The sequence below is a fragment of the Bradyrhizobium sp. CCGB01 genome (assembly GCF_024199795.1).
Taxonomy (GTDB): Bacteria; Pseudomonadota; Alphaproteobacteria; order Rhizobiales; family Xanthobacteraceae; genus Bradyrhizobium.
Genome location: NZ_JANADK010000001.1, coordinates 7,429,848 through 7,449,210, shown reverse-complemented (window position 1 = coordinate 7,449,210; position 19,363 = coordinate 7,429,848). Strand labels below are relative to the sequence as shown.

Here is a 19,363-nt window from a genome sequence, read left to right as displayed (position 1 = left end):
GCTGCCGTGACAGGGGACTTGCGGATCAAGATGGGCGGTCGGGATCAGAACGATCAGGATCGGGGGCGTAGGAGCGGATGGTGGCGTGCCGCGCCGCTGCTCGGACTCTATCGCCCTGCGCTCGTCGCAGTCGGCGTCGGTCTTCTGTTCTCGGTCGTGGGCGCTGCCGCCGTGGCGCGATGGGAAGATCGCGTCACCAGGATCGAGTTCGCCAACGCGGCCGAAACCGAAGCCATCGTCATGCAGAACGGCATGAGCGAGTACATCTCCAGGCTCGTCGCGCTGCGCACGCTGTTCGAATCGACCAACGAGGAAATCACCCGCAGCGAATTCGAGACCTTCAGTGCCCGGCTGTTCGAACGTCATCCCGGCATGCTGCGCATCGCCTGGCTGCCGCGCGTCAACCGCAAGGAGCGCGCCGAATACGAGGCCGCCGCGATCACGGACGGCGTGTCCGGCTATCGCATCAAGTCGCTCCAGGGCGAGGGCTTCACGACCGCGCCGCAGGCCGATGAATATTTTCCGGTGTTCTACTCGACCCAGCCGAAGACGTCCTCGGTCTACGGCATGGACTACGCGAGCGTCCCGGAGCGCCGCGCGGTGCTCGAGCGCGCGCGCGACAATGACCGCGTCGCCGCCATTCGCACGCGCCTGTACGAGCCGAAGGAGGGCGGCCGGCTGCCCGACGTCCTCGTCGCCATTCCCGTCTACGCCAAGGGGACGTCGCGCGACACGGTCGCGGACCGGCGGCGCAATCTGGCGGGCTTCGTCGTCGGCGTCTTCGACCTGCCGCTGCTGCTCCAGTCCATCCGCGTCACCACGGGCGCAAGCCCGGCGGTCAGCGTGAACGTCTATCCGCCCTTCACGGGGCAGATCGTCAGCCTTGAGCAAATGCTGCCGGATTATTCGTCGGCCGCGACGTCGCCGCAGTCGATGCGGGACGTCGCCCGGACGCTGCACTGGTCGGGCAACCTCAAGATCGGGGATACCGACTGGCAGGTGCGCGCCATGCCGACGGCCGGCGGTTCGCTGGAGACGGCCTACGACCGCGCGGTCGCGGTCATCATCGTCGGCATGCTGCTGACGCTGTCGCTCGCAACCTATCTCATGCTCGCAAGCCGCAACTCGCGGCGGCTGTCGCTGGCGAACCGGCGGGTGCTGGAGCTCGCCCAGACCGACATCCTGACGGGCTTGCCGAATCGCGCCTTCTTCCTCACCCGGCTCGACCTGATGAACAACCAGTTGAGCGTGAGGGGCCTGCCGTTCTCGATCCTGATGCTCGATCTCGACCGCTTCAAGAACGTCAACGACTCGCTCGGCCACGGTGCGGGCGATGTGCTGCTGCGCCAGGTGGCGCTGCGGCTGCGATCTGCGCTGCGCGCCACCGACGTGCTGGCGCGGCTCGGCGGCGACGAGTTCGCCATCATCCAGGAGGCATGCGACGATCAGCGGGCCTGCGCGACCGAGCTCGCCGCGCGGATCGCCAAGCTGGTCGCCGAACCGTTCCTCCTGCCCGGCCATCGTGTCGAGATCGGCACCAGCATCGGCATCGCGATCGCACCGGACCATGGCAGCGACCAGGAGCAGCTGCTGAAGAAGGCGGACCTGGCGCTCTACCGCTCGAAATCGGCCGGCCGCAACTGCTTCACCATCTACGACGAGGCAATGTCGGCCGAGCTCGAGGCTCGCAATACGCTGGAGGGCGATCTGCGCGACGCCATCGCGCAGTGCCAGCTGGAGGTGCACTATCAGCCCTTTGTGGATGTCGCCGGCGGTGGTCGTCGCGGCTTCGAGGCGCTGGTGCGCTGGCGGCATCCGAGCCGCGGCCTGATCCCACCGGACCAGTTCATCGCGCTGGCCGAGGAGACCGGACTGATCGTGCCGCTCGGCGAATTCGTGCTGCGGCGCGCCTGCGCGGACGCAGCCTGCTGGCCCTCCGATCTCATCGTTGCGGTGAACCTGTCGCCGATCCAGTTCAAGGAAGCCGAGCTGTTCGAGACGATCTGCGCGGCGCTGCGCGATTCAGGCCTGGCGCCGCAGCGGCTGGAGATCGAGATCACCGAATCCGTGCTGCTGGAGCGCGGCGTCGAGAACCTTGCCTTCATGGAGCGGCTGAAGCACATCGGCATCGAGCTGGCGCTCGACGATTTCGGCACAGGCTATTCCTCGCTGAGCTATCTGACAGTATTCCCGTTCGACAAGATCAAGATCGACAAGTCCTTCATCCGCAACCTCGCGCATCAGCCGCGCAGCTCCGCGATCATCGCCTCGATCGTGACGCTCGCGCGCGGGCTGGATATGTCGGTCACTGCCGAAGGCGTCGAGACGGCCGAGGAGTTCGAGCGTTTGACGGCGCTCGGCGTCAACTTTGCACAAGGCTATCTGTTCGGACGCCCGCAGCCGGTCGACCAGATCACGTTCGACGTTGCCGTTCAGCCCTCGCAGCTCGACGCAGCCTGAGCGCGCGCCTCGTCCTTCGAGACGACCGCTTCGCGGTCTCCTCAGGATGAGGCCAAGCGGCATGTGCCTGTTGAAACTGTTGCCGCGCACTCCGTCCTCATCCTGAGGAGCCCGTCTAAAGCGGGCGTCTCGAAGGATGGCCGCAAACCGCCCGCCACGCTTCTTTCATTTCCGATTGTTACGCGCCAAAGCGGGCATGTGCGAAAATCGCTTGACCCGGGCAGCCCCGGATGGTCGTTAGGATCGTCCAGGGATGAAATAACAGAAACATGCGACTTCCGTTCTTCTACGGCTGGGTCGTGGTCGCCGTGACCTTCGTCACCATGGCCATCGGCGTCAACGCGCGCACCGCCTTCTCACTGTTCTTTCCTCCCATTATCTCCGAATTCGGCTGGGAGCGTGGCGTCACCGCCGGGGCATTTTCCTTCGGCTTCGTCGTCTCCGGCATCGTCAGCCCGCTGATCGGCCGCCTGATGGATCGCGCCGGCCCGCGCGCGGTGATGGAGCTCGGTGTCGTGCTGATGGGTGGCGGGCTGCTGCTCGCGCCACTCACCAGCCAACCCTGGCATCTCTACGTGACCATCGGCGTCATGGTCGGCGCCGGCTCGGTGTGTCTCGGTTATTCCGGCCAGTCGCTGTTCCTGCCGAACTGGTTCATCCGCAAGCGCGGCTTCGCCATCGGGATTGCCTTTGCCGGCGTCGGCATCGGCTCGGTGACGCTGCTGCCGTGGGTGCAGCACATGATCGAGCAGACCGGCTGGCGCACCGCCTGTACCGCGATGGGGCTGCTCATCCTCGTCGTGCTCGCGCCGATCAATCTGTTCCTGCACAAGCGCCCCGAAGACATCGGCCTTCAGCCGGACGGCGATGCCACGCCGGCGGCGGGCGCGGCAACGCCGGTCTCAAACATCGTCGATCCCGTCTGGGTCGGCACCGACTGGACGCTCAAGCGGGCGGTCGCGACCGCGCGCTTCTGGTGGATCGCGCTCGGCTATTTCAGCGGCCTGTACATCTGGTACGCGGTGCAGGTGCACCAGACCAAATTCCTGCTCGACATCGGCTTCAGCCCGGCTGTCGCGGTGTGGGCGCTCGGTATCGTCAGCCTGCTCGGCATTCCCGGCCAGATCCTGCTCGGCCACGTCTCCGACCGGATCGGGCGGGAATGGGTGTGGGCGATCAGCTGCGCAGGCTTTGCGATCTGCTTTGCGGCATTGATGGCGCTGAAATTCCAGCCGTCGCTGTGGCTGGTCTATGTCATGGTGTTCACGCAAGGCGCGCTCGGCTACGGCCTCACCTCGATCATGGGCGCGGTGGTGTTCGAGATCTTCCAGGGCAGGCACCAGGGCAGCATCTTCGGCACGATCATGCTGGCGGCGCTTGCCGGTGGCGCGGCCGGTCCCTGGGTGACGGGCCTGCTCTACGATCGCGCCGGCGACTACACGCTCGCCTTCGGCATCGCGATCCTCGTGAGCGGATTGTCGGCGCTCTCGATCTGGCAGGCCGCGCCGGGCAAGGTGCGTGCGGTGGCGGGCAGGCTGCACAAGCTTCCGGCCGCAACCGGCGCCGAATAGGTTCCGCACGCGCCGATTCGTCGTCGCCCTTTTCGCAGAACGTTGAGCATGTCGCGTCTCGGCGGGGTGCGCGGTCAGCGTAATCGCTTCCGGGCGACACGACGCATGAAAACCGGGGCGCGAACTCATGGATGTCATGAGCACCCGCCCCGGCTTGGCCCTAACTCAGCAAGCGATCAGTAGTCCCAGAACGCCGGCACCCAGCGGAAGGCGTCGCCGTCGGCTGCGACCCGGCCGATCGACGGGAACGGCAGGTGCGTCGCCACCAGCATCTCGCCGGTCTCGGCAAGCTGTCGCAACAGGCGGATACGAACGCGCGCGGCTTCCTCGGGGTCGTGCTCGAAGCCGTTGTGCCACTCCGGCTGTTCGAACCCGACCGCAAACACGGCGTCGCCGGCGAACGTCAGCGCCTCGCCGCCTGACGCGACGCGAACCACGCTGTGTCCGGGGGTGTGGCCGCCGGTGCGACGGACGATGACGCCCGGCGCAACCTCGTGCTCCTCGTCGAACTGCCGCAGCTGACCGCCGTACTCCTTCGCGAACCGCTTGGCGGCCGCCCGAAGCGCGTCCGGGAATCCCGGCGGCATGGCCACGCGCGAGAAATCAGGCGCCTCCCAGAATTTGACCTCGGCGGCCGCCACGTGGATCTGCAGGTCCGGGCGTAGCCGCTCCTTCACGCCGTCGACGAGCAACCCGCCGATATGGTCCATGTGCATGTGGGTCAGCACCAGGTCGGTCACGGACGAAAGATCGATGCCGGCGGCCTCCAGACGCTTGATCAACTGGCCAGCACGCGGCAGGTGCAGGTCTGGGTCTGATCCCAGTCCGGCGTCGATGAGGATGGTCCTGCCGCCGCTGCGGACCATGACCGCATTGAGCGCCCAGTCGAATGCGTCCTGCGGCAGGAACATGTCGTGCAGCCAGGTCGCCCGGTCGGCCGGCGTGGCGTTGTGCGCCAGCATGGTGGTTGGCAGCGGCAGCACGCCGTCGCTGACCACCAGCACATCGATCTCGCCGACCTTCAGCGCGTAGCGCGACGGCACCAGCTCTTCGGGTTTCGATGTCGCTTGGTATGAGGTGTTGTGCAGGTTCATGTTGGTCTCCTGTTTCAAGGCAGAGCTCCCGGCTTGTTCTGGTTGGGCCGGCCGCGCAGCCGGGAGAGCGCGGCCGTCATCCTTTCGTGCCGCTAGAGGCTCGTCACACGTTCCGGGTCGGCTGACGCGAGCGCTGCGGCGCGCTCGGCGCGGGGCGGGTAGATCCAGACGGTGTTGATCTCCTGCTTGGTCTTCTTGGCGACGTCGCCGACCATCTCGACCTTGCGGTCCCAGCCGCGCGTGAACAGCGCGCCGGCTTCGCCGAGATCGAGGCAGGTGACGTAAGCCTTCTGGTGATACGGCCTGGTCGGGACGCGCAGGAGTTCGGCGGCGGCATTGTTGCCGGCAAAGGCGCCCATGCGCGTGGCGTGTTGGCACGACATCAGCGCGTAATTGCCGTCGTCGTCGCATGCGGCCCGCGCGGCATCGCCGGTGGCGAAGACGCCGGCGACACCGGGCACGCGCAGATCGCGGTCCACCAGCAGCCGGCCGAAATTGTCGCGCTCGGCGGGGATCTGCGCTGTCAATGGCGCGGCGCGAATGCCTGCCGCCCACACCACCGTCTCGGTTTCGATGTGTTCGCCGGTCGACAGCGTAACGCCGGATTTATCGAGCGAGGCAACGCCGGCCCCGAGCCGGGTCTCGACGCCGAGCTTGCGCAAGGCCTCCTCGATCAAGGGGCGGGGGCCTTCGCCCATGTCGGGTGCGATCGCGCTGTTGCGATCGACGATGATCACGCGCGTGCCGGCGTCCTTGCCGAAAATCTTGTGCAGGCGTGCGGGCAGCTCGGTGGCCGCCTCGATGCCGGTGAATCCGCCGCCGGCGACGACGACCGTATCGCGGCCGTTGCCGGCCGGCCGCTCGGCGAGGCCGTGCAGATGCTTGTCGAGCGCGATGGCGTCGTCGAGCGAGTCGACGCTGAAAGCGTGCTCGGCAAGGCCGGGAATGTTGGGACGGAACAGGCGGCTGCCGGTGGCGACGACGAGACGGTCGTAGGACAGGGTTTTCTTCAAGCCCTGTGCAGCCGCGATCTGCACCGTTCGCGCTTCGGTGTTGACGGTCTCGGCGCTGCCCTGGACGTAGTCGACGTCGATGGCCTCGAGCACGTCGAGCAGCGGGGCGGTGAGGGTTTCCGGCTTCGGCTCGTAGAGCCGCGGGCGGACGACCAGCGTCGGCTCCGGCGCGACCAGCGAGATCTCCAGATCTTGCGGCGTCGCGCCCTGGATGTCGCGCAGGCGGGCAGCGGAGAGAGCGGCGTACATGCCGGCGAAGCCGGCGCCAATGATGAGCAGTCGCATGTAATCGAATCCTGGGTTTGGTTGGTTTGGAACGCGCGCGCCGTCGCCGCCGCTCGATGCGAGCAGAGCCTCGTAGGGTCGATGATGGCGCAAGAGGTGAAAAGGAGAGTGCCGTGCCCTTACGGCGCGGTGCAGTTCGGCAGCGAGGACAGCAGCGCGGGGCCTTCACATCCTCCCTGGCAGCTTCGCGGGCCTAATGGCCAGCCACGCAGCGCGGCCGGCATCACGGGCTTCCTGGGCCAGTCACGATCAAGCAGGATCGATGTCGAGGCGCTGGCGTTTTGCGCGGTCTGTGGCGGCGCCTCCTCGGCTGTCGGCGAGGTGAAGCGCACGGTCAGTGAGAGCCCGTATACGAGCGCCGTCGAGACGGCCTTCCGCCGGGGGGCAATTGCAAGCCGTTTCCAGTCCATCGTTTGTCTCCGTCCCCATGATGTGACGTTGCGATGTTTAGCGAACCAGATTGTCGATTGCCCCAGAGCGATTGCCGTCCCTGTCGAGAGATTGCTGCTAACGTGCGCGCCTGCGCCAATCGCTCGGCGTCTCGCCTGTCAGCTTCTTGAAGGCCGCGGCGAAGGCGGTTTGCGAGGAATAGCCGAGGACGGCGGCGATCGAGGCGACCGATTCGTCGCTCTCTTGCAGCATGTTCATGGTCTGCTCGAGCCGGTGTTGCCGCAGCCAGGCATGCGGCGAAAGCCCGGTGCTCTCCTTGAACGACCGGCAGAAATGAAAACGGGACAGTCCGGCGTCGGACGCCAGCGCCGAGAGCGAGACGTCTGCATCGCCGTCCGAACGCAGGCGTTCGATCGCGCGGCGCAAGACCGATGGCGCTAGCCCGCCGATGGTCGGCTGTCGCGCAGCCGGCACGCCTGCATGAGCGGCCAGCAGGCGCGTGGCGAGAAGATCCGTCAATTGCTGCCTGAACAGCGCATCCAGCGTGCCGTTGCCGTCGAGCGAGTCGGCCGCGCTCAGGAGCAGGCTCGACGTGATGGCGTCGGGATCCCCGGTTCTTTCCAGGAGGTCGTCGGAGCTTGCCGTGTTGGCCTCGTCGGCGATGCGCAGCAGCGTCCGTTGCGGGAGATAGAGCTGGATGACATGCATGGGCCGGTGAATGTCCCATCGGGACGTCGAGCCGGCCGGAATGATCGTCACGACGCCGGGACGCGCCGTCGAAATCGCGGCCGTCCGTCCCGTGCGCCGCTCCAGCGTCTGCGAGCCGGCGGGATACGTCATGATGACGTGATCGGCCATCGGCTCCACCACGTCGTGCAGCGGCTCGTGCTTCCAATAGGCGATGGTGCCGCTGTCGCAATCCGAGGCCATGCGAAGCGGCCTGGTCTTGAGCACGCGCGCCATCTCCGCGTCGGCGGCGCGCCGCGCCGACGTCGCACAGTCGTCCGGCTGTGTGCTCGTTATGGGTGGCAGGCCGTTGTGCGAGGGGTTGCGCATGAGTGGGGTGTTCCCGATCATCGCGTGGCTCCTCCCGATGTCTCTCGAACCAGACCAGGCGTCCGTGTTTGAAACGGGTCGGGGTGCGTTCTATGCGCTGCAACGGCGCGTCGTCTTGCCTGAAGCGGTTCTGCTTTGTCTGATCCTGCTCCAGGCAGGCGCGTCCTTTCGCGAATGCACGGCGGGGGCGGGCGATGAGGTGTCGGTGTCTTGAACGCTAGTTCGACGACAATCCCGTCCTGCGCCGCAAATCCGTGATCGCGCGCAGGAAGCTGTCGGCCGGCGTGGTCTCCGGATCGATCAGGCGGTGCAGGCGAAAGCCGTCTTCCAGTGCGAGCACGACGGAGGCCATCCACGGCGGGTTCAGCGTGTCGTTCCTGCCGTTGCTCTTCAACGTGGCCTCGACGATGTCGGCGACCAGCTTGCGCCGCGCGCGCAGCCGCTTGGCGAGCTCCGGGCGGCGCTTCTCGGCGCGCGCGACGAACAGGATCATCTCCATGTGCAGGAGCGGCGAGCGGCCCAGCGGGTCCTGCCGGCTGCGATCCATCGTCTTCAGCGCCGCGATGAAATCGTCGAGATTGTCGTGCTGCGCGAGGATGTCCATGTTGCGCCGGATCGACTGCTCGACATGATCCTCGAGCATGGCGATGATCAGTTCGTCCTTGCTCTTGAAGTTGGAATAGAACGCGCCGCGGGTGAAGCCTGCGGCGGCGGCGATCGCCTCGATGCTGGCGCCGCCGATGCCGTCCGCCTCAAACACGCGCGCGGCCGCTTCGAAAAGCTTGTCGCGCGTGTCGTCCCTGGTCGGCCTGGTTCTCAGCCTTGACATCGGCGCAGTTTAGGGCAGAATGCAACTCGATACAACAATGTATCGAGTTGATAAAACAGGGATGGTTACGCTGCGCAAGGGGGCTGCCCGGCGTATTCGATTCAGGCGGCAACCCGATTGGAGGTCACCATGAACGAGCATGTGCAAGGCGCCGGCGGCGGACCGCTGTTCAACCCGCTGTCGCCGGACTTCATCCGCGATCCCTATCCGCATTATGAGCGGCTCCGCGCGATCGATCCGATCCATGTGACGCCGTTCGGCCAGTTCGTCGCGAGCCGCCACGCCGACGTCAGTCTCGTGATGCGCGACAAGCGCTTCGGCAAGGATTTTGTCGAGCGTTCCAAGCGCCGCTACAGCGAGAAGATCATGGACGAGCCGGTCTTCCGCAGCATGAGTCACTGGATGCTGCAGGCCGATCCGCCGGATCACACCCGCTTGCGCGGCCTCGTCGTGAAGGCCTTCACCGCCCGCCGCGTCGAGGACATGCGGCCGCGGATCCAGGAGATCGTCGACCAGGCCATCGATGCCGTGATCGAGCGCGGTCACATGGACCTGATCGAGGATTTCGCGTTCCGTCTGCCCGTCACCATCATCTGCGACATGCTCGGCATCCCCGAGGATCATCGCGAGACCTTCTACAAGAGCTCGCGCGATGGCGGGCGGCTGCTCGATCCCGTACCGCTCACGCCGGAGGAGATCGCGAAGGGCAACGCCGGCAACATGATGGCGCAGATGTATTTCCAGCAGCTGTTCGAGCTGCGCCGCCGCAATCCAGGCGACGATCTCACCACCCAGCTCGTGCAGGCCGAGGAAGACGGCAACAAGCTCACCAACGAGGAATTGACCGCCAACATCATCCTGCTGTTCGGCGCCGGCCACGAGACGACCGTCAATCTGATCGGCAACGGCCTCCTGGCGCTCCATCGCAATCCGGATCAGCTCGCGCTCCTGAAGGCGCGGCCCGAGTTGATGGTCGGCGCGATCGAGGAATTCCTGCGTTACGATTCCTCGGTGCAGATGACGGGACGCGTGGCACTGGAGGACATCGAGGATCTCGGCGGCAAGAGCATCCCCAGGGGCGAGACCGTGCTCTGCCTGCTCGGCTCGGCCAACCGCGATCCGGCGGTCTACCCCGACCGGCCCGACCGGCTCGACGTCACCCGCCAGAATGTGAGGCCGCTGTCGTTCGGCGGCGGTATCCATTTCTGCCTGGGTGCCCAACTGGCGCGCATCGAGGCCGAAATCGCCATCGCGACGCTGTTGCGGCGGCTGCCGGATCTGCGCATCGACAACGTCGAGAACCCGGAATGGCGGCCGACCTTCGTGCTGCGCGGCCTCAAGCACCTGCCGGCGAGCTGGTGACAGCTGGCGGTCCTCATCCCGAGGAGCGCGCCAGCGCGTCTCGAAGGATGACAGGCCCGGATGCATCCATGCGGCGATAGCCGGGCCTCGCCCTTCGAGACGGCCGCGTTCCGCGGCCCCCTCAGGGTGAGGGTCTCGCGACCCGCGTTAACCTCCGCGCGCAACAGTCGCTGTGACTTCGCCACACTTCCCCTTATATAAGAGGCAGTTCCGGCGCGCCTGAAGCCTCAAGGCCAAGGTTTGCAGGGCCAAGGTTTGGCCCGGGTGCCGGTTTGGCCGAGGGGAGACCCGTGCAGACGACGCTGCTCGGATTGGCGATTGCCTTCATCATTGCGCTTCTGGCCGCGCTGATCGGGCCTTATTTCATCGACTGGAACCAGTTCAGGTCCCAGTTCGAGGCGGAGGCTGGCACGATCATCGGCGTGCCGGTGCGGGTGGCGGGCGAGCTGGACGCGCGGCTGCTGCCCGCGCCGACGCTGCGGCTGCGCTCGGTCACCTTCGGCGGCAACAACGATCTCGGCCGCCTGCGCGCCGACAAGCTCGACGTAGAGTTCAGCCTGAGCTCGCTGATGCGCGGCGAATGGCGCGCCACCGAGCTCTCGGTCAATGGCATGGCCGTGGATCTCGGCCTGGATGCCAGGGGCCGTGTCGACCTGCCATCCACCGCGAGCGGCACCTTCAATCTGGCCTCGCTTGCGATCGAACGGCTCAACCTCACCGGCCGCATCGCCCTGCACGATGCGGCCAGCCGCTCGACGCTGGAATTGAACGACATCGCCTTTTCCGGCGACGTGCGTTCGCTGGCCGGCTCGGTCCGCGGCGACGGCAGTTTCACCGCCGCCGGGGTGCGCTATCCGTTCCGCGTCTCCTCCGGGCCGAGCGCCGACGGCAGCGCTACCCGTCTCCACCTCAACATCGATCCCGGCCAGCGCGCGATCCTGGCCGATCTCGAAGGCGTGCTCGCCTTCGACAATCGCCTGCCGAAATTCGACGGCGCGCTGACGCTCGCCGTGCCCGCGATCAAGAAGGCCGGCGCGACGGGGCCGACGCCCTGGAAGCTCACGGCAAAGCTCAAGGCCGATCCGGCCGGCGCCAAATTCGATCAGATCGACGCGAGCTTTGGCGCCGAGGACAACGCGCTCAAGTTTGGCGGTGTCGGCGACGTCAGGTTCGGCGCTTCGCCGCTGCTGCGGGCGGTGCTGTCGGCGCGCCAGGTCGATGCCGACAAGCTGGCGGGCAGGGACGATGCCGATCCGCAGCGCGTCCTGCCGGCGCTGCGCGCCGGGCTTGCCGCGATCCCGCAGGCGCCGATCGCGGCGCAGATCGAGTTCAACTCCGACCAGATCATGCTCGGCGGCCGCCCGCTCCAGAACATCACGGCCGAGCTTCAGACCGACGGAAGGTCCTGGACCTTCCAGCGGCTCGAGCTGCGCGCGCCCGGCACGACGCAGCTCTCGCTCAACGGCGCAACGCCCGGCGCCGACAGCTTCAGCGGCCGTCTCAGCGTCGAATCGTCCGATCCCGATACGCTGGTGGCCTGGCTCCAGGGCCGCAGCGAGGTCAACCGCCGCAGCACGCGGCCGCTGCGCCTTGCCGGCGACGTGACCATCGCCGCCAACCATCTCGCCGTCGACAAGCTGAAAGCCGACATCGAGGGCGGCACGGTCGAAGGCCGTATTGCGTTCGTGCAGACAGGCGCCAGCAAAGGCTCGCGGATCGATGCTGACCTGAAGGCCGATCGTCTCGACCTCGATGCCGCCGCGAGTTTCGTTCGCGCGCTCGCCGGTCCCCAGGGCGAATGGCCGGAGGAAGCAAAACTCTCGCTCGACATCGGGCGGGCGATCTCGGCCGGCCAGGAGCTACAACGATTTTCGGCCGGACTCGCCTACGATCCGAAGAGCGTCGCTCTCGATCGCCTGAAGTTCGATCAAGCGGGCGGGGTGTCCGTCGATGGCGGCGGAAATTTCGATCGGGTCAATTCGCAGGGACGGTTTGTGCTGAACCTGACGGCCGCTTCGCTGCGGCCGATGACGTCCATCGTCGATGCGCTTTCGCCTGCATGGGCCCAGCGCCTTCAGGCAATCGATTCCGCCTCAGGGCCTTCCACCGCGAGTCTGGTCCTCGATCTCGGTGCCGACAAGAAAGGGGATGGCGGCCGCCGCTCCGCCACGGCCCAGCTCGACTTCGCGACGCCGCAGGCGACGGGGCATGTTCAGGCGGGCGCTGCGCCAGCGGTGTCCGACCTTCGCGGTCTTGATCTCGGCGCCCTCTCAGGCAACGAGTTCACCATCGATGCGCGGATGTCGTCCCAGCGTGGCAGTACGCTACTGGCCCTGTTCGGTCTTGATCGTTCGGTTGCTGCCGGCGAGGGCACTTCCCGCTTCGAAGGACGTTTGAGCGGCGCGTGGCGTAAGCCCCTGCAACTGAGCGCAAAGCTCAGCGGCGGCGGGCTGGATGCGGATGCGCAAGGCAGCGTCGAACTGTCGGAGCCCAAGGCCACCGTGAATTTGCGCGTGCGCAACGCCAATCTGGCGCCGTTGTTCGGGACCAGCCCGGCCGACCAATCGGTGCGGACCGTCAGCCTGTCCTCGCGCGTCGGCCTTTCCGGCAACCGCCTGACCCTGGACGATCTCGACAGCAGCGCGGCCGGCTCGCATCTGCGCGGTCATCTCGCGGTGACGCTCGATCAGGAGAAGAGCGTCGATGGCGAAGTCGGTCTCGACAAGCTCGACCTTGCGCCCGCGCTCGCGATGGTGATCGGCGCGGCCGGACGTGATTCCGGCGAGCCGCTGAGTGCGGGACTGCTCGGTGGCTGGCGCGGCCGCATCGCCTTTCAGGCCTTGCACGCCACCTTGCCCGGCGGCATCGAGCTGCGCCCCTTCGGCGGCACGATCCGGAGCGATGGTCAGTCGCTCGCGCTCGACACGCTCAAGGGCGGCCTCAGTGGCGGCGAGATGTCGGCGAGCCTTGATGCGCGCAATGGCGCCAATGGTCTGACGCTGAACGCGCGCATCGAGCTCAGCAATGTCGATGCAGCGACGCTGCGCTACCGCGACCTCGCGTTGCCGAAGGGCCGCGCCTCGGTGCAGATGACGCTGACCAGCCAGGGCCGCAGCGTTGCGGCGTTGACCGGTGCGCTCGCCGGCAACGGCACGGTGACGCTGGACGCCGCGGAAATCGGCGGCCTCAATCCGCGCGCCTTCGAGATCGCCATTCGCGCCAGCGACGGCGGCCAGGTCAGTGACGACAACAGGCTGCGGCAGCTGGTCGAGCCCGCGCTCGCCGCCGCGCCGATCGCGGTCGCCTCGGCGCAGATCCCGTTCACGATCCGCGACGGCCGCCTGCGCGTCGGCGCGACGCCGCTGGAAGCAAAGAATGCGCGCGCCATCGTCTCCGGCGGCTACGACATTCCCGCCGACCAGGCCGACATCCGCGCCAGCCTGACGCCGATCATGACCGGTCTCTCCGGCGCACCGCCGGAGATCCAGCTGTTCGCGGCGGGGCCGCCCGACAAGCTCAACCGCACCATCGATCTCGCGCCGCTGTCGTCGTGGCTCGCGGTGCGCACGATCGATCGGGAGACGCGCCGGCTGGATGCGATCGAGCGCGGCGAGCCGCCGCCGGCGACCGCGGCGCTGCCGACGCTGGTCTCGCCCGATCCCGTGCCCGAGCCGTCGCTGACCGATGTGCCGATGCCCGGCCGCGATCCCCGCCGCGCGCCGGCGAAGCCAAAAGCCGCGCCGCTGCCGAAAGCGCCGCATGCAGCGCCCGCCGCACCAAGCCCCCCGCTCGCGAGCCAGCAGGTCGCGCCGCTGCCGCCGCCGATCGAGGTGAGGCCGGCCCCCGGCCCGCCGCCCGTAAAACCGAGGCCCAAGCCGCCATTGGTGCTGACGCCGTCGAATCCGTGAGTGCAGTCGAAAGAACTTGGCCGGCAGCATCGTTGCGGCCATCCCTTCGAGACGCCCGCCGTTGGCGGGCTCCTCAGGATGAGGTCTTGTTTCTCGGCGACATCTTAGACCCTCATGGTGAGGAGCGCCGTCTTCGGCGCGTCTCGAACCATGAAGGCCGGGCAGCTTCGCAGTCCCCGTCATCCTTTGCCGCCGCCGAGGCCTTGCTCGCCGGTAAACCCGTTCCCTTGCATTTTAATGAATTTTCCTCGGCAAAACTGCGCTGCCGGTTTTACCGGATTTGCGCGTTTGTTCCCTAGTCTCGTTCCCAGAGGAATTCGGCGTCCTGCCAGCACAAGCAGGATGGCTCGCCAAGAACTGGGGTATCGAGATGAACGGGGCGAAATCGCTTCTGCAGGATCTGGACGACGCGATCGCGCGGGGCACCGACGAGAGCCGGGCGAAGGCGTTGTGGCACGCGACCGACATCCTGATCACCGGCCGCTATAGCGACGACGAGATCAGCATGTTCGGCGAGGTCATCGGCAAGCTCGCCGACGAGATCGAGGTCGCCGCGCGGGCGCAGCTCTCCGAGCTGATGTCGGCTTGCGACCACGCGCCGCTCAGCGTCATCCAGAAGCTCGCGCTCGACGACGAGATCGAGGTTGCCGGTCCGGTGCTGCGCGACTCCACGCGGATCGACGAGAAGATGCTGGTCGAGAGCGCCCTGACCAAGGGGCAGGCGCATCTGCTTGCGATCGCCCAGCGCGAGTCGATCGGCGAAGCCGTCACCGACGTGCTGGTCAAGCGCGGCAACCAGGAGGTCGTCACCTCCGTCGCGAAGAACGAGGGCGCGCGCTTCTCGGGCTCGGGCCTGCTGCACATGGTCCGCCGCGCGGAAGGCGACTCGATCCTCGCCGAGCAGCTCGGCCTGCGCAAGGACGTGCCGCGCCACATCTTCCAGCAGCTCATCGCGAAAGCGTCGGAAGACGTCCGTCGCCGCCTCGAGCACGAGCGCCCCGAGATGATGGCGCAAATCCAGAGCTCGGTGACCGAGGTCACCGGCGATTTGCAATCCAAGTTCGGTCCGTCCTCGCGCAGCTATTTCGTCGCCAAGCGCGTAGTGACGACGCAGTACCGCCAGGGCAACCTCAACCAGGATTCGATCTCGAACTATGCGCGCCAGCACCGTTTCGACGAGGTGCAGATCGGCCTGTCGCTGCTGTCGTCGCTGCCGGTCGACGTGATCGAGCGCGCGATGATGGACCGCAACCGCGAGATCCTCCTGGTGCTATGCAAGGCGCTCGATTTCTCGTGGAACACGACGATGTCGCTGCTGTTCCTCGGTGCCAAGGACCATCTGATCACGGCGCGTGAGCTCCATGACAACGAGCGCGACTTCGGCAAGCTCAAGATCGAGACCTCGCGCAGCGTCCTGAAGTTCTACCAGTCGCGCAAGACCGGTGCGGGTGAAGCGGGCCGTCAGCCCGAGCTCCAGATTCACTGAGCACGAAGAGGGGAGTATTTGCCATGTTGCCTCAATTCGGCACCGCAGTCCGCAAGACCAAGAGGCTCAACGCCGAGACGAGCGGATCGGCCCCGGAGAAGGCTTCCGTCGACGCCGCATGGCTCGTGCTGGAAGCCGCCAACGATCTCGGCGACCACGCCGCGATCGCAGCCTGCCGCCGCGTCATCGACGCCGAGCTGAACGGCACGGCCGCCGGCAGTTCGGATATCGATCTGGTGCTGGGGTATTTCCGGTAAGGTGCCGTGGTAGCCCGGATGGCCAGGGATTAGAGATTTCGCTGCGCTTGACCGGCCTGCGAACTTCGCCGCCGAACGATCAGATTTGCATATACGAAATCCGGAAATAAAAAGGCCTCGCCGAAGCGAGGCCTTTCTGCTTGATCTTGCCTGCTTGATGTTGCCGGCCGTCGCTAATCGTCCCAGTAATGACGGCGGATCACAACGCTGCGGTCGTAATCGCGGTCGCGGTGGTACCAGCCGTGATGCCAGCCGCGGTCATGCTCGTAGATGCGAGCGCGCGGACCATAGTAATCCCTGTCGCCGCCGACATAGACGCCGACGCCGGCCGCATTGGCGATGGTGGGGGCACCGATTGCAAGCGTCGCTACCGCCGCGAGAGCATAAGTCAGCTTCTTCATCTGTTCCTCCTTTGCATCGTCCGGGAGTCAACAACTGCCGCCATCGCCTGTTGCAGGAACTGTCAGGAAACTTTCTTGAACAGGCGTTCAGGGTCCACAGTGGGAAACCGCGGAACTGCAGAGCATCGTCAACAAAGGCGCACATTCGTGCCGTACCTCGCGCCAACTGAAAATGTTACGTGCTGCGACGGATCGCCGGCCAGCCCAAGTCGAAGCTCAAGGCCACTGATGTCGGAACCGCCTTCGATCCTGATCGTGGAAGACGAATATCCACTCCAGGGCGTGCTCGAGAGCGCGTTGGCCGAAGCCGGCTTCGCGTCGGACATCCTTTCGTCGGGCGAGGAGGCGATCACTATCTTCGTCGCCAGGGGGAAGCATCACAAGGCGCTCGTGACCGACGTCTGTCTTGGCGGCAAGCTGAGCGGTTGGGATGTGGCCCGGAGAATGCGAGAGAAGCATCCGGACCTTCCGGTCGTGTACATGATGGCCGGCGCCGATTTGGGTTTATGGAAGTCGCAAGGCGTGCCCAACAGCGTGCTTCTCGAAAAGCCGTTTCACCCCGAACGGCTCATCGCCGCGCTCCATGAGCTTTGAACCTGTGTGTTCGCCCGGATGGAGCGCAGCGTAATCCGGGACCGCCCGTCCCGCGGTTAGTCGACCGCGCCGCGAACACGCGCATCGCACGCAGCTGTGATCAGTGAAACCCCGATGCGGGGGTAACGACGGCCGCTTCTCTCCGTACTGCCTTCAGCGAAGCTGTTTTCGCAGAGCTGAACAACATGCAATCCGGGGAGAGATCGTCACATGCAAGGGTTCAACGTCGCTGAGAATGGAGGCGGTTCTTATCGTCCTCTCGCCATTCTCCGCTGGGTGATGGTGGTCATCTTCGTATCGTTTGGAATGCAGAAATTCACCCCGCAATCCGCACAAGGCATCGCCCAGTTCATCACCAACAGCCCGTTCATCTCCTGGCTGTCGGTGTTCGGCCTGAGGGGCGAGGCCTATTTTCTCGGTGTCGCCGAGTTCGTGATTGCGGCGCTGCTCGCGGCCGGCAGCTTCAGTCCGATCTTGTCTGCGCTCGGTTCATTCATGGGCATCGTGACCTTCGCGGTCACGTGGTCGTTCTTCTTCACGACGCCGGGCGTCGTCACCTGGAGCCTTTCGACCGATCCGATGGCGTGGAATCTTACCGGCGAGTTCCTGTTCAAGGACATCGTCCTGCTCTGTGTCTGCGTGGTGTTGTTTCTCGCCTCCCTGCCGCAATCGGTCGTTCGGCTCCGCACCGGCTGAGACGCGCCTCTTACCGACGCATGCGGTAGATCACGACGTCCTCGCCGTGATGCGTGGTGCTCTTCTCCAGGACATAGTTCGTCTTCTCCAGCACGCGACGTGACGCGCCATGTGCGACGAAAACCAGGCCGATGAGGGACGGGAGCTTGAGCTGTGACAGCCCGATTTCCGTCAGCGCGGCTGCGATCTCGCTCGCAAGTCCCTTGCCCCAGAGGTCGCGCTTGAACGTGTAGGCAATCTCGATCTCGTCGATTCCGTCCACGAGAATGTGCCTGATCCCGGCCCGTCCGGCGAACGCGCCGTCTTTCGTTCGCAGCACAAACAGCCCAAAACCGTGCTGGTCCCAATGGGCCATGTTGACCGCGAGATAGGTCTTCGTCACCTCGGGCGTACGCACGCCGCCGAGATAGCGGGACACGTCGGCATCGAGATGCAGCGCGACCAGATCGGCGAGGTGGTCTTCGCGCAGCTTCTCGGCGGTCAATCGATCGGTGCTGAACTGATCCATGGCCCTCGATAGCCGCTTTCGAAACCGGACATCGTTTACTCGCCGCTGATACGTCCTTCGGCGGTTTGGCCCGACGTGTCAATCGTCCGCATCAGCGCTGGCTTGATTTGAATCAAGCGTTAGGATGACGACCACGCCACAACCGCGACAGGCGGGGGCTTGTGGTCTGTTGGGGGTGTGATGATCCCGACCTGGTACGTCACCTTTGATGTTCGACAGCGTGGTGCCTTGCCGAGGCAGCGCAGTCCGCGCGAGACGAAGACTTTCGTGACCGAGGACGAAGCCAAGCGTTTCGCGCGCACAAAGCTCGACGAAGGCCTCGCCGTCTTTGCAGGCACGATCAATCCCCACGTCCCCAGGCGGCTCATTCCGGCGTCGGAGATCCAGGCGTGGCTCAACGATGAAGGAACCTCTCCGCCGCCTGCAGCTCCGAATGTCGAATAAGCATCTTACCGTGCATAGAAATGGCGCCTGGGTGTTGCCATTTTGTTACGGGCCTGGAGTCGTCTGCCGCGTAAACTTCTGGATGTTCGCGCGACTTATGCACGCCACCCAGCATAGGTGCCCATTTTTGAACGAAAAGAACTAGAAGGGGACGAGACATGAGAAAGCTTTCGATTGCTGCGATCAGCTTCGCGGCGCTGAGCGTGGCGGCTCCCGCCATGGCAGCCGACATGGCCGTCAAGGCGCCGCCGCCGGCACCGGTGGTGGCCGTCTACAGCTGGAGCGGATTCTACATTGGCGCCAATGGCGGCTGGGGACAGACCCATAATTGCTTGGATTTCGTAACGCCCGCCGGGAATGTCGCTGGCGGTTGCGCTGATCGCTCCGGCGGACTCGTGGGCGGACAGATCGGGTACCGCTGGCAAACCAATCAATTTGTGCTGGGCCTGGAAGCACAGGGCGATTGGGCCGACATCAAGAACACGCGTGTCAGCCTGATCGATCCCTTGATCTCGACCACAGGCAAGACCGACGCCATTGGTCTGTTCACGGTCCAACTCGGTTGGGCATGGAACCAGTCGCTGTTCTACGTAAAGGGCGGCGCCGCCGTGACCAACAATCGCTTCGATATATTCAACAACGTCACCGGGGTTGGCCTGGCCTCCGCAGGTCACACGCGCTGGGGCGGCGCCCTGGGGGTCGGCTGGGAATATGGCTTTACGCCGAACTGGTCGGTCGGTGTCGAATACGACCATCTCTGGATGGGGAATGACAACACAACCTTCGCAGGCGTGGTCACGCCCGGAGGCTTCACCCTCCTGGGCAACGGGGTCCGCCAGGATATCGACATGGTCACGCTTCGGTTGAACTACCGCTTCGGCGGTTACGGCGCGCCGGTCGCTGCTCGCTACTGAGCTTGTGTCTTCCCAGCAACTTCAGGCCCCGGCATCGACCGGGGCCTTTTTCATGCCGAAGGACGCGAGGGATTTCCGTCGGATTCTTCGTCGGC

General features: G+C 65.7%; 18 protein-coding genes. 11 read left to right on the top strand and 7 right to left on the bottom strand.

What is annotated here, in order from left to right; genetic code table 11:
• Positions 1-30 precede the first annotated feature (30 nt).
• Both NLM25_RS35075 and NLM25_RS35070 read left to right on the top strand, forming a co-directional pair.
• The gene (locus NLM25_RS35075) at positions 31-2,460 is read left to right on the top strand and encodes an EAL domain-containing protein (RefSeq protein ID WP_254141316.1); all 2,430 of its coding nucleotides are present in this window, start codon (positions 31-33) and stop codon (positions 2,458-2,460) included.
• A gap of 269 nt (positions 2,461-2,729) precedes the next feature.
• Positions 2,730-4,031 (top strand): MFS transporter, encoded by a 1,302-nt coding sequence (locus tag NLM25_RS35070; protein ID WP_254139914.1) that lies wholly within the window; start codon positions 2,730-2,732, stop codon positions 4,029-4,031.
• A 176-nt stretch (positions 4,032-4,207) separates the two neighbouring features.
• On the opposite strand, the gene NLM25_RS35065 is transcribed toward NLM25_RS35070, so the two are convergent.
• From NLM25_RS35065 to NLM25_RS35045, 5 genes are all read right to left on the bottom strand, one after another.
• Positions 4,208-5,125 carry an MBL fold metallo-hydrolase gene (locus tag NLM25_RS35065; RefSeq protein WP_254139913.1) on the bottom strand — a complete coding sequence of 306 codons (918 nt, stop codon included), beginning with the start codon at positions 5,123-5,125 and terminating at the stop codon, positions 4,208-4,210.
• Positions 5,126-5,217: 92 nt separating this feature from the next.
• Positions 5,218-6,423: an NAD(P)/FAD-dependent oxidoreductase gene (locus NLM25_RS35060; protein WP_254139912.1), complete on the bottom strand. Its 1,206-nt coding sequence runs from the start codon at positions 6,421-6,423 to the stop codon at positions 5,218-5,220.
• 119 nt (positions 6,424-6,542) lie between these two features.
• The gene (locus tag NLM25_RS35055; protein ID WP_254139911.1) at positions 6,543-6,833 is read right to left on the bottom strand and encodes a hypothetical protein; all 291 of its coding nucleotides are present in this window, start codon (positions 6,831-6,833) and stop codon (positions 6,543-6,545) included.
• A gap of 97 nt (positions 6,834-6,930) precedes the next feature.
• A complete protein-coding gene (locus NLM25_RS35050; RefSeq protein ID WP_254139910.1) occupies positions 6,931-7,890 on the bottom strand; it encodes an AraC family transcriptional regulator in 960 nt (319 codons plus the stop codon).
• Positions 7,891-8,086: 196 nt separating this feature from the next.
• The gene (locus tag NLM25_RS35045; RefSeq protein ID WP_254139909.1) at positions 8,087-8,698 is read right to left on the bottom strand and encodes a TetR/AcrR family transcriptional regulator; all 612 of its coding nucleotides are present in this window, start codon (positions 8,696-8,698) and stop codon (positions 8,087-8,089) included.
• A 129-nt stretch (positions 8,699-8,827) separates the two neighbouring features.
• On the opposite strand from NLM25_RS35045, the gene NLM25_RS35040 reads away from it, so the two are divergent.
• From NLM25_RS35040 to NLM25_RS35020, 5 genes are all read left to right on the top strand, one after another.
• The gene (locus tag NLM25_RS35040) at positions 8,828-10,060 is read left to right on the top strand and encodes a cytochrome P450 (protein ID WP_254139908.1); all 1,233 of its coding nucleotides are present in this window, start codon (positions 8,828-8,830) and stop codon (positions 10,058-10,060) included.
• Positions 10,061-10,350: 290 nt separating this feature from the next.
• On the top strand, positions 10,351-13,968 hold the full coding sequence (locus NLM25_RS35035) for an AsmA-like C-terminal region-containing protein (protein WP_254139907.1): 3,618 nt from the start codon (positions 10,351-10,353) through the stop codon (positions 13,966-13,968).
• Positions 13,969-14,054: 86 nt separating this feature from the next.
• Positions 14,055-14,267, top strand: coding sequence for a hypothetical protein (locus NLM25_RS35030; RefSeq protein ID WP_254139906.1), 213 nt, complete (start codon positions 14,055-14,057; stop codon positions 14,265-14,267).
• Positions 14,268-14,338: 71 nt separating this feature from the next.
• Complete coding sequence (locus tag NLM25_RS35025; RefSeq protein ID WP_254139905.1) at positions 14,339-15,454, top strand: DUF2336 domain-containing protein; 1,116 nt, start codon at positions 14,339-14,341, stop codon at positions 15,452-15,454.
• A 23-nt stretch (positions 15,455-15,477) separates the two neighbouring features.
• Positions 15,478-15,711, top strand: a complete 234-nt coding sequence (locus tag NLM25_RS35020; RefSeq protein WP_254139904.1) for a hypothetical protein — start codon at positions 15,478-15,480, stop codon at positions 15,709-15,711.
• A 173-nt stretch (positions 15,712-15,884) separates the two neighbouring features.
• Here the strand turns inward: NLM25_RS35020 and NLM25_RS35015 are convergent, their stop codons facing one another.
• Complete coding sequence (locus NLM25_RS35015) at positions 15,885-16,112, bottom strand: hypothetical protein (protein WP_254122409.1); 228 nt, start codon at positions 16,110-16,112, stop codon at positions 15,885-15,887.
• 228 nt (positions 16,113-16,340) lie between these two features.
• Between NLM25_RS35015 and NLM25_RS35010 the strand changes: the two genes are divergently transcribed.
• Positions 16,341-16,706 carry a response regulator gene (locus NLM25_RS35010; RefSeq protein ID WP_254139903.1) on the top strand — a complete coding sequence of 122 codons (366 nt, stop codon included), beginning with the start codon at positions 16,341-16,343 and terminating at the stop codon, positions 16,704-16,706.
• A 210-nt stretch (positions 16,707-16,916) separates the two neighbouring features.
• On the top strand, positions 16,917-17,402 hold the full coding sequence (locus tag NLM25_RS35005) for a YkgB family protein (protein WP_254139902.1): 486 nt from the start codon (positions 16,917-16,919) through the stop codon (positions 17,400-17,402).
• A 10-nt stretch (positions 17,403-17,412) separates the two neighbouring features.
• Here the strand turns inward: NLM25_RS35005 and NLM25_RS35000 are convergent, their stop codons facing one another.
• On the bottom strand, positions 17,413-17,910 hold the full coding sequence (locus NLM25_RS35000) for a GNAT family N-acetyltransferase (RefSeq protein ID WP_254139901.1): 498 nt from the start codon (positions 17,908-17,910) through the stop codon (positions 17,413-17,415).
• A gap of 180 nt (positions 17,911-18,090) precedes the next feature.
• Here NLM25_RS35000 and NLM25_RS34995 point away from each other — a divergent pair, with 180 nt between their 5' ends.
• Positions 18,091-18,354, top strand: a complete 264-nt coding sequence (locus NLM25_RS34995) for a hypothetical protein (RefSeq protein WP_254141315.1) — start codon at positions 18,091-18,093, stop codon at positions 18,352-18,354.
• Between the two features lie 158 nt (positions 18,355-18,512).
• Positions 18,513-19,268, top strand: a complete 756-nt coding sequence (locus NLM25_RS34990) for an outer membrane protein (RefSeq protein ID WP_254122404.1) — start codon at positions 18,513-18,515, stop codon at positions 19,266-19,268.
• The last annotated feature ends 95 nt before the right edge of the window (positions 19,269-19,363 follow it).

Coding starts and splice junctions, on each gene's coding strand:
- NLM25_RS35075 (WP_254141316.1), top strand. CDS start 31: ATGGGCGGTCGGGATCAGAACGATCAGGATCGGGGGCGTAGGAGCGGA.
- NLM25_RS35070 (WP_254139914.1), top strand. CDS start 2,730: ATGCGACTTCCGTTCTTCTACGGCTGGGTCGTGGTCGCCGTGACCTTC.
- NLM25_RS35065 (WP_254139913.1), bottom strand. CDS start 5,125: ATGAACCTGCACAACACCTCATACCAAGCGACATCGAAACCCGAAGAG.
- NLM25_RS35060 (WP_254139912.1), bottom strand. CDS start 6,423: ATGCGACTGCTCATCATTGGCGCCGGCTTCGCCGGCATGTACGCCGCT.
- NLM25_RS35055 (WP_254139911.1), bottom strand. CDS start 6,833: ATGGACTGGAAACGGCTTGCAATTGCCCCCCGGCGGAAGGCCGTCTCG.
- NLM25_RS35050 (WP_254139910.1), bottom strand. CDS start 7,890: ATGATCGGGAACACCCCACTCATGCGCAACCCCTCGCACAACGGCCTG.
- NLM25_RS35045 (WP_254139909.1), bottom strand. CDS start 8,698: ATGTCAAGGCTGAGAACCAGGCCGACCAGGGACGACACGCGCGACAAG.
- NLM25_RS35040 (WP_254139908.1), top strand. CDS start 8,828: ATGAACGAGCATGTGCAAGGCGCCGGCGGCGGACCGCTGTTCAACCCG.
- NLM25_RS35025 (WP_254139905.1), top strand. CDS start 14,339: ATGAACGGGGCGAAATCGCTTCTGCAGGATCTGGACGACGCGATCGCG.
- NLM25_RS35020 (WP_254139904.1), top strand. CDS start 15,478: ATGTTGCCTCAATTCGGCACCGCAGTCCGCAAGACCAAGAGGCTCAAC.
- NLM25_RS35015 (WP_254122409.1), bottom strand. CDS start 16,112: ATGAAGAAGCTGACTTATGCTCTCGCGGCGGTAGCGACGCTTGCAATC.
- NLM25_RS35010 (WP_254139903.1), top strand. CDS start 16,341: ATGTCGGAACCGCCTTCGATCCTGATCGTGGAAGACGAATATCCACTC.
- NLM25_RS35005 (WP_254139902.1), top strand. CDS start 16,917: ATGCAAGGGTTCAACGTCGCTGAGAATGGAGGCGGTTCTTATCGTCCT.
- NLM25_RS35000 (WP_254139901.1), bottom strand. CDS start 17,910: ATGGATCAGTTCAGCACCGATCGATTGACCGCCGAGAAGCTGCGCGAA.
- NLM25_RS34995 (WP_254141315.1), top strand. CDS start 18,091: ATGATCCCGACCTGGTACGTCACCTTTGATGTTCGACAGCGTGGTGCC.
- NLM25_RS34990 (WP_254122404.1), top strand. CDS start 18,513: ATGAGAAAGCTTTCGATTGCTGCGATCAGCTTCGCGGCGCTGAGCGTG.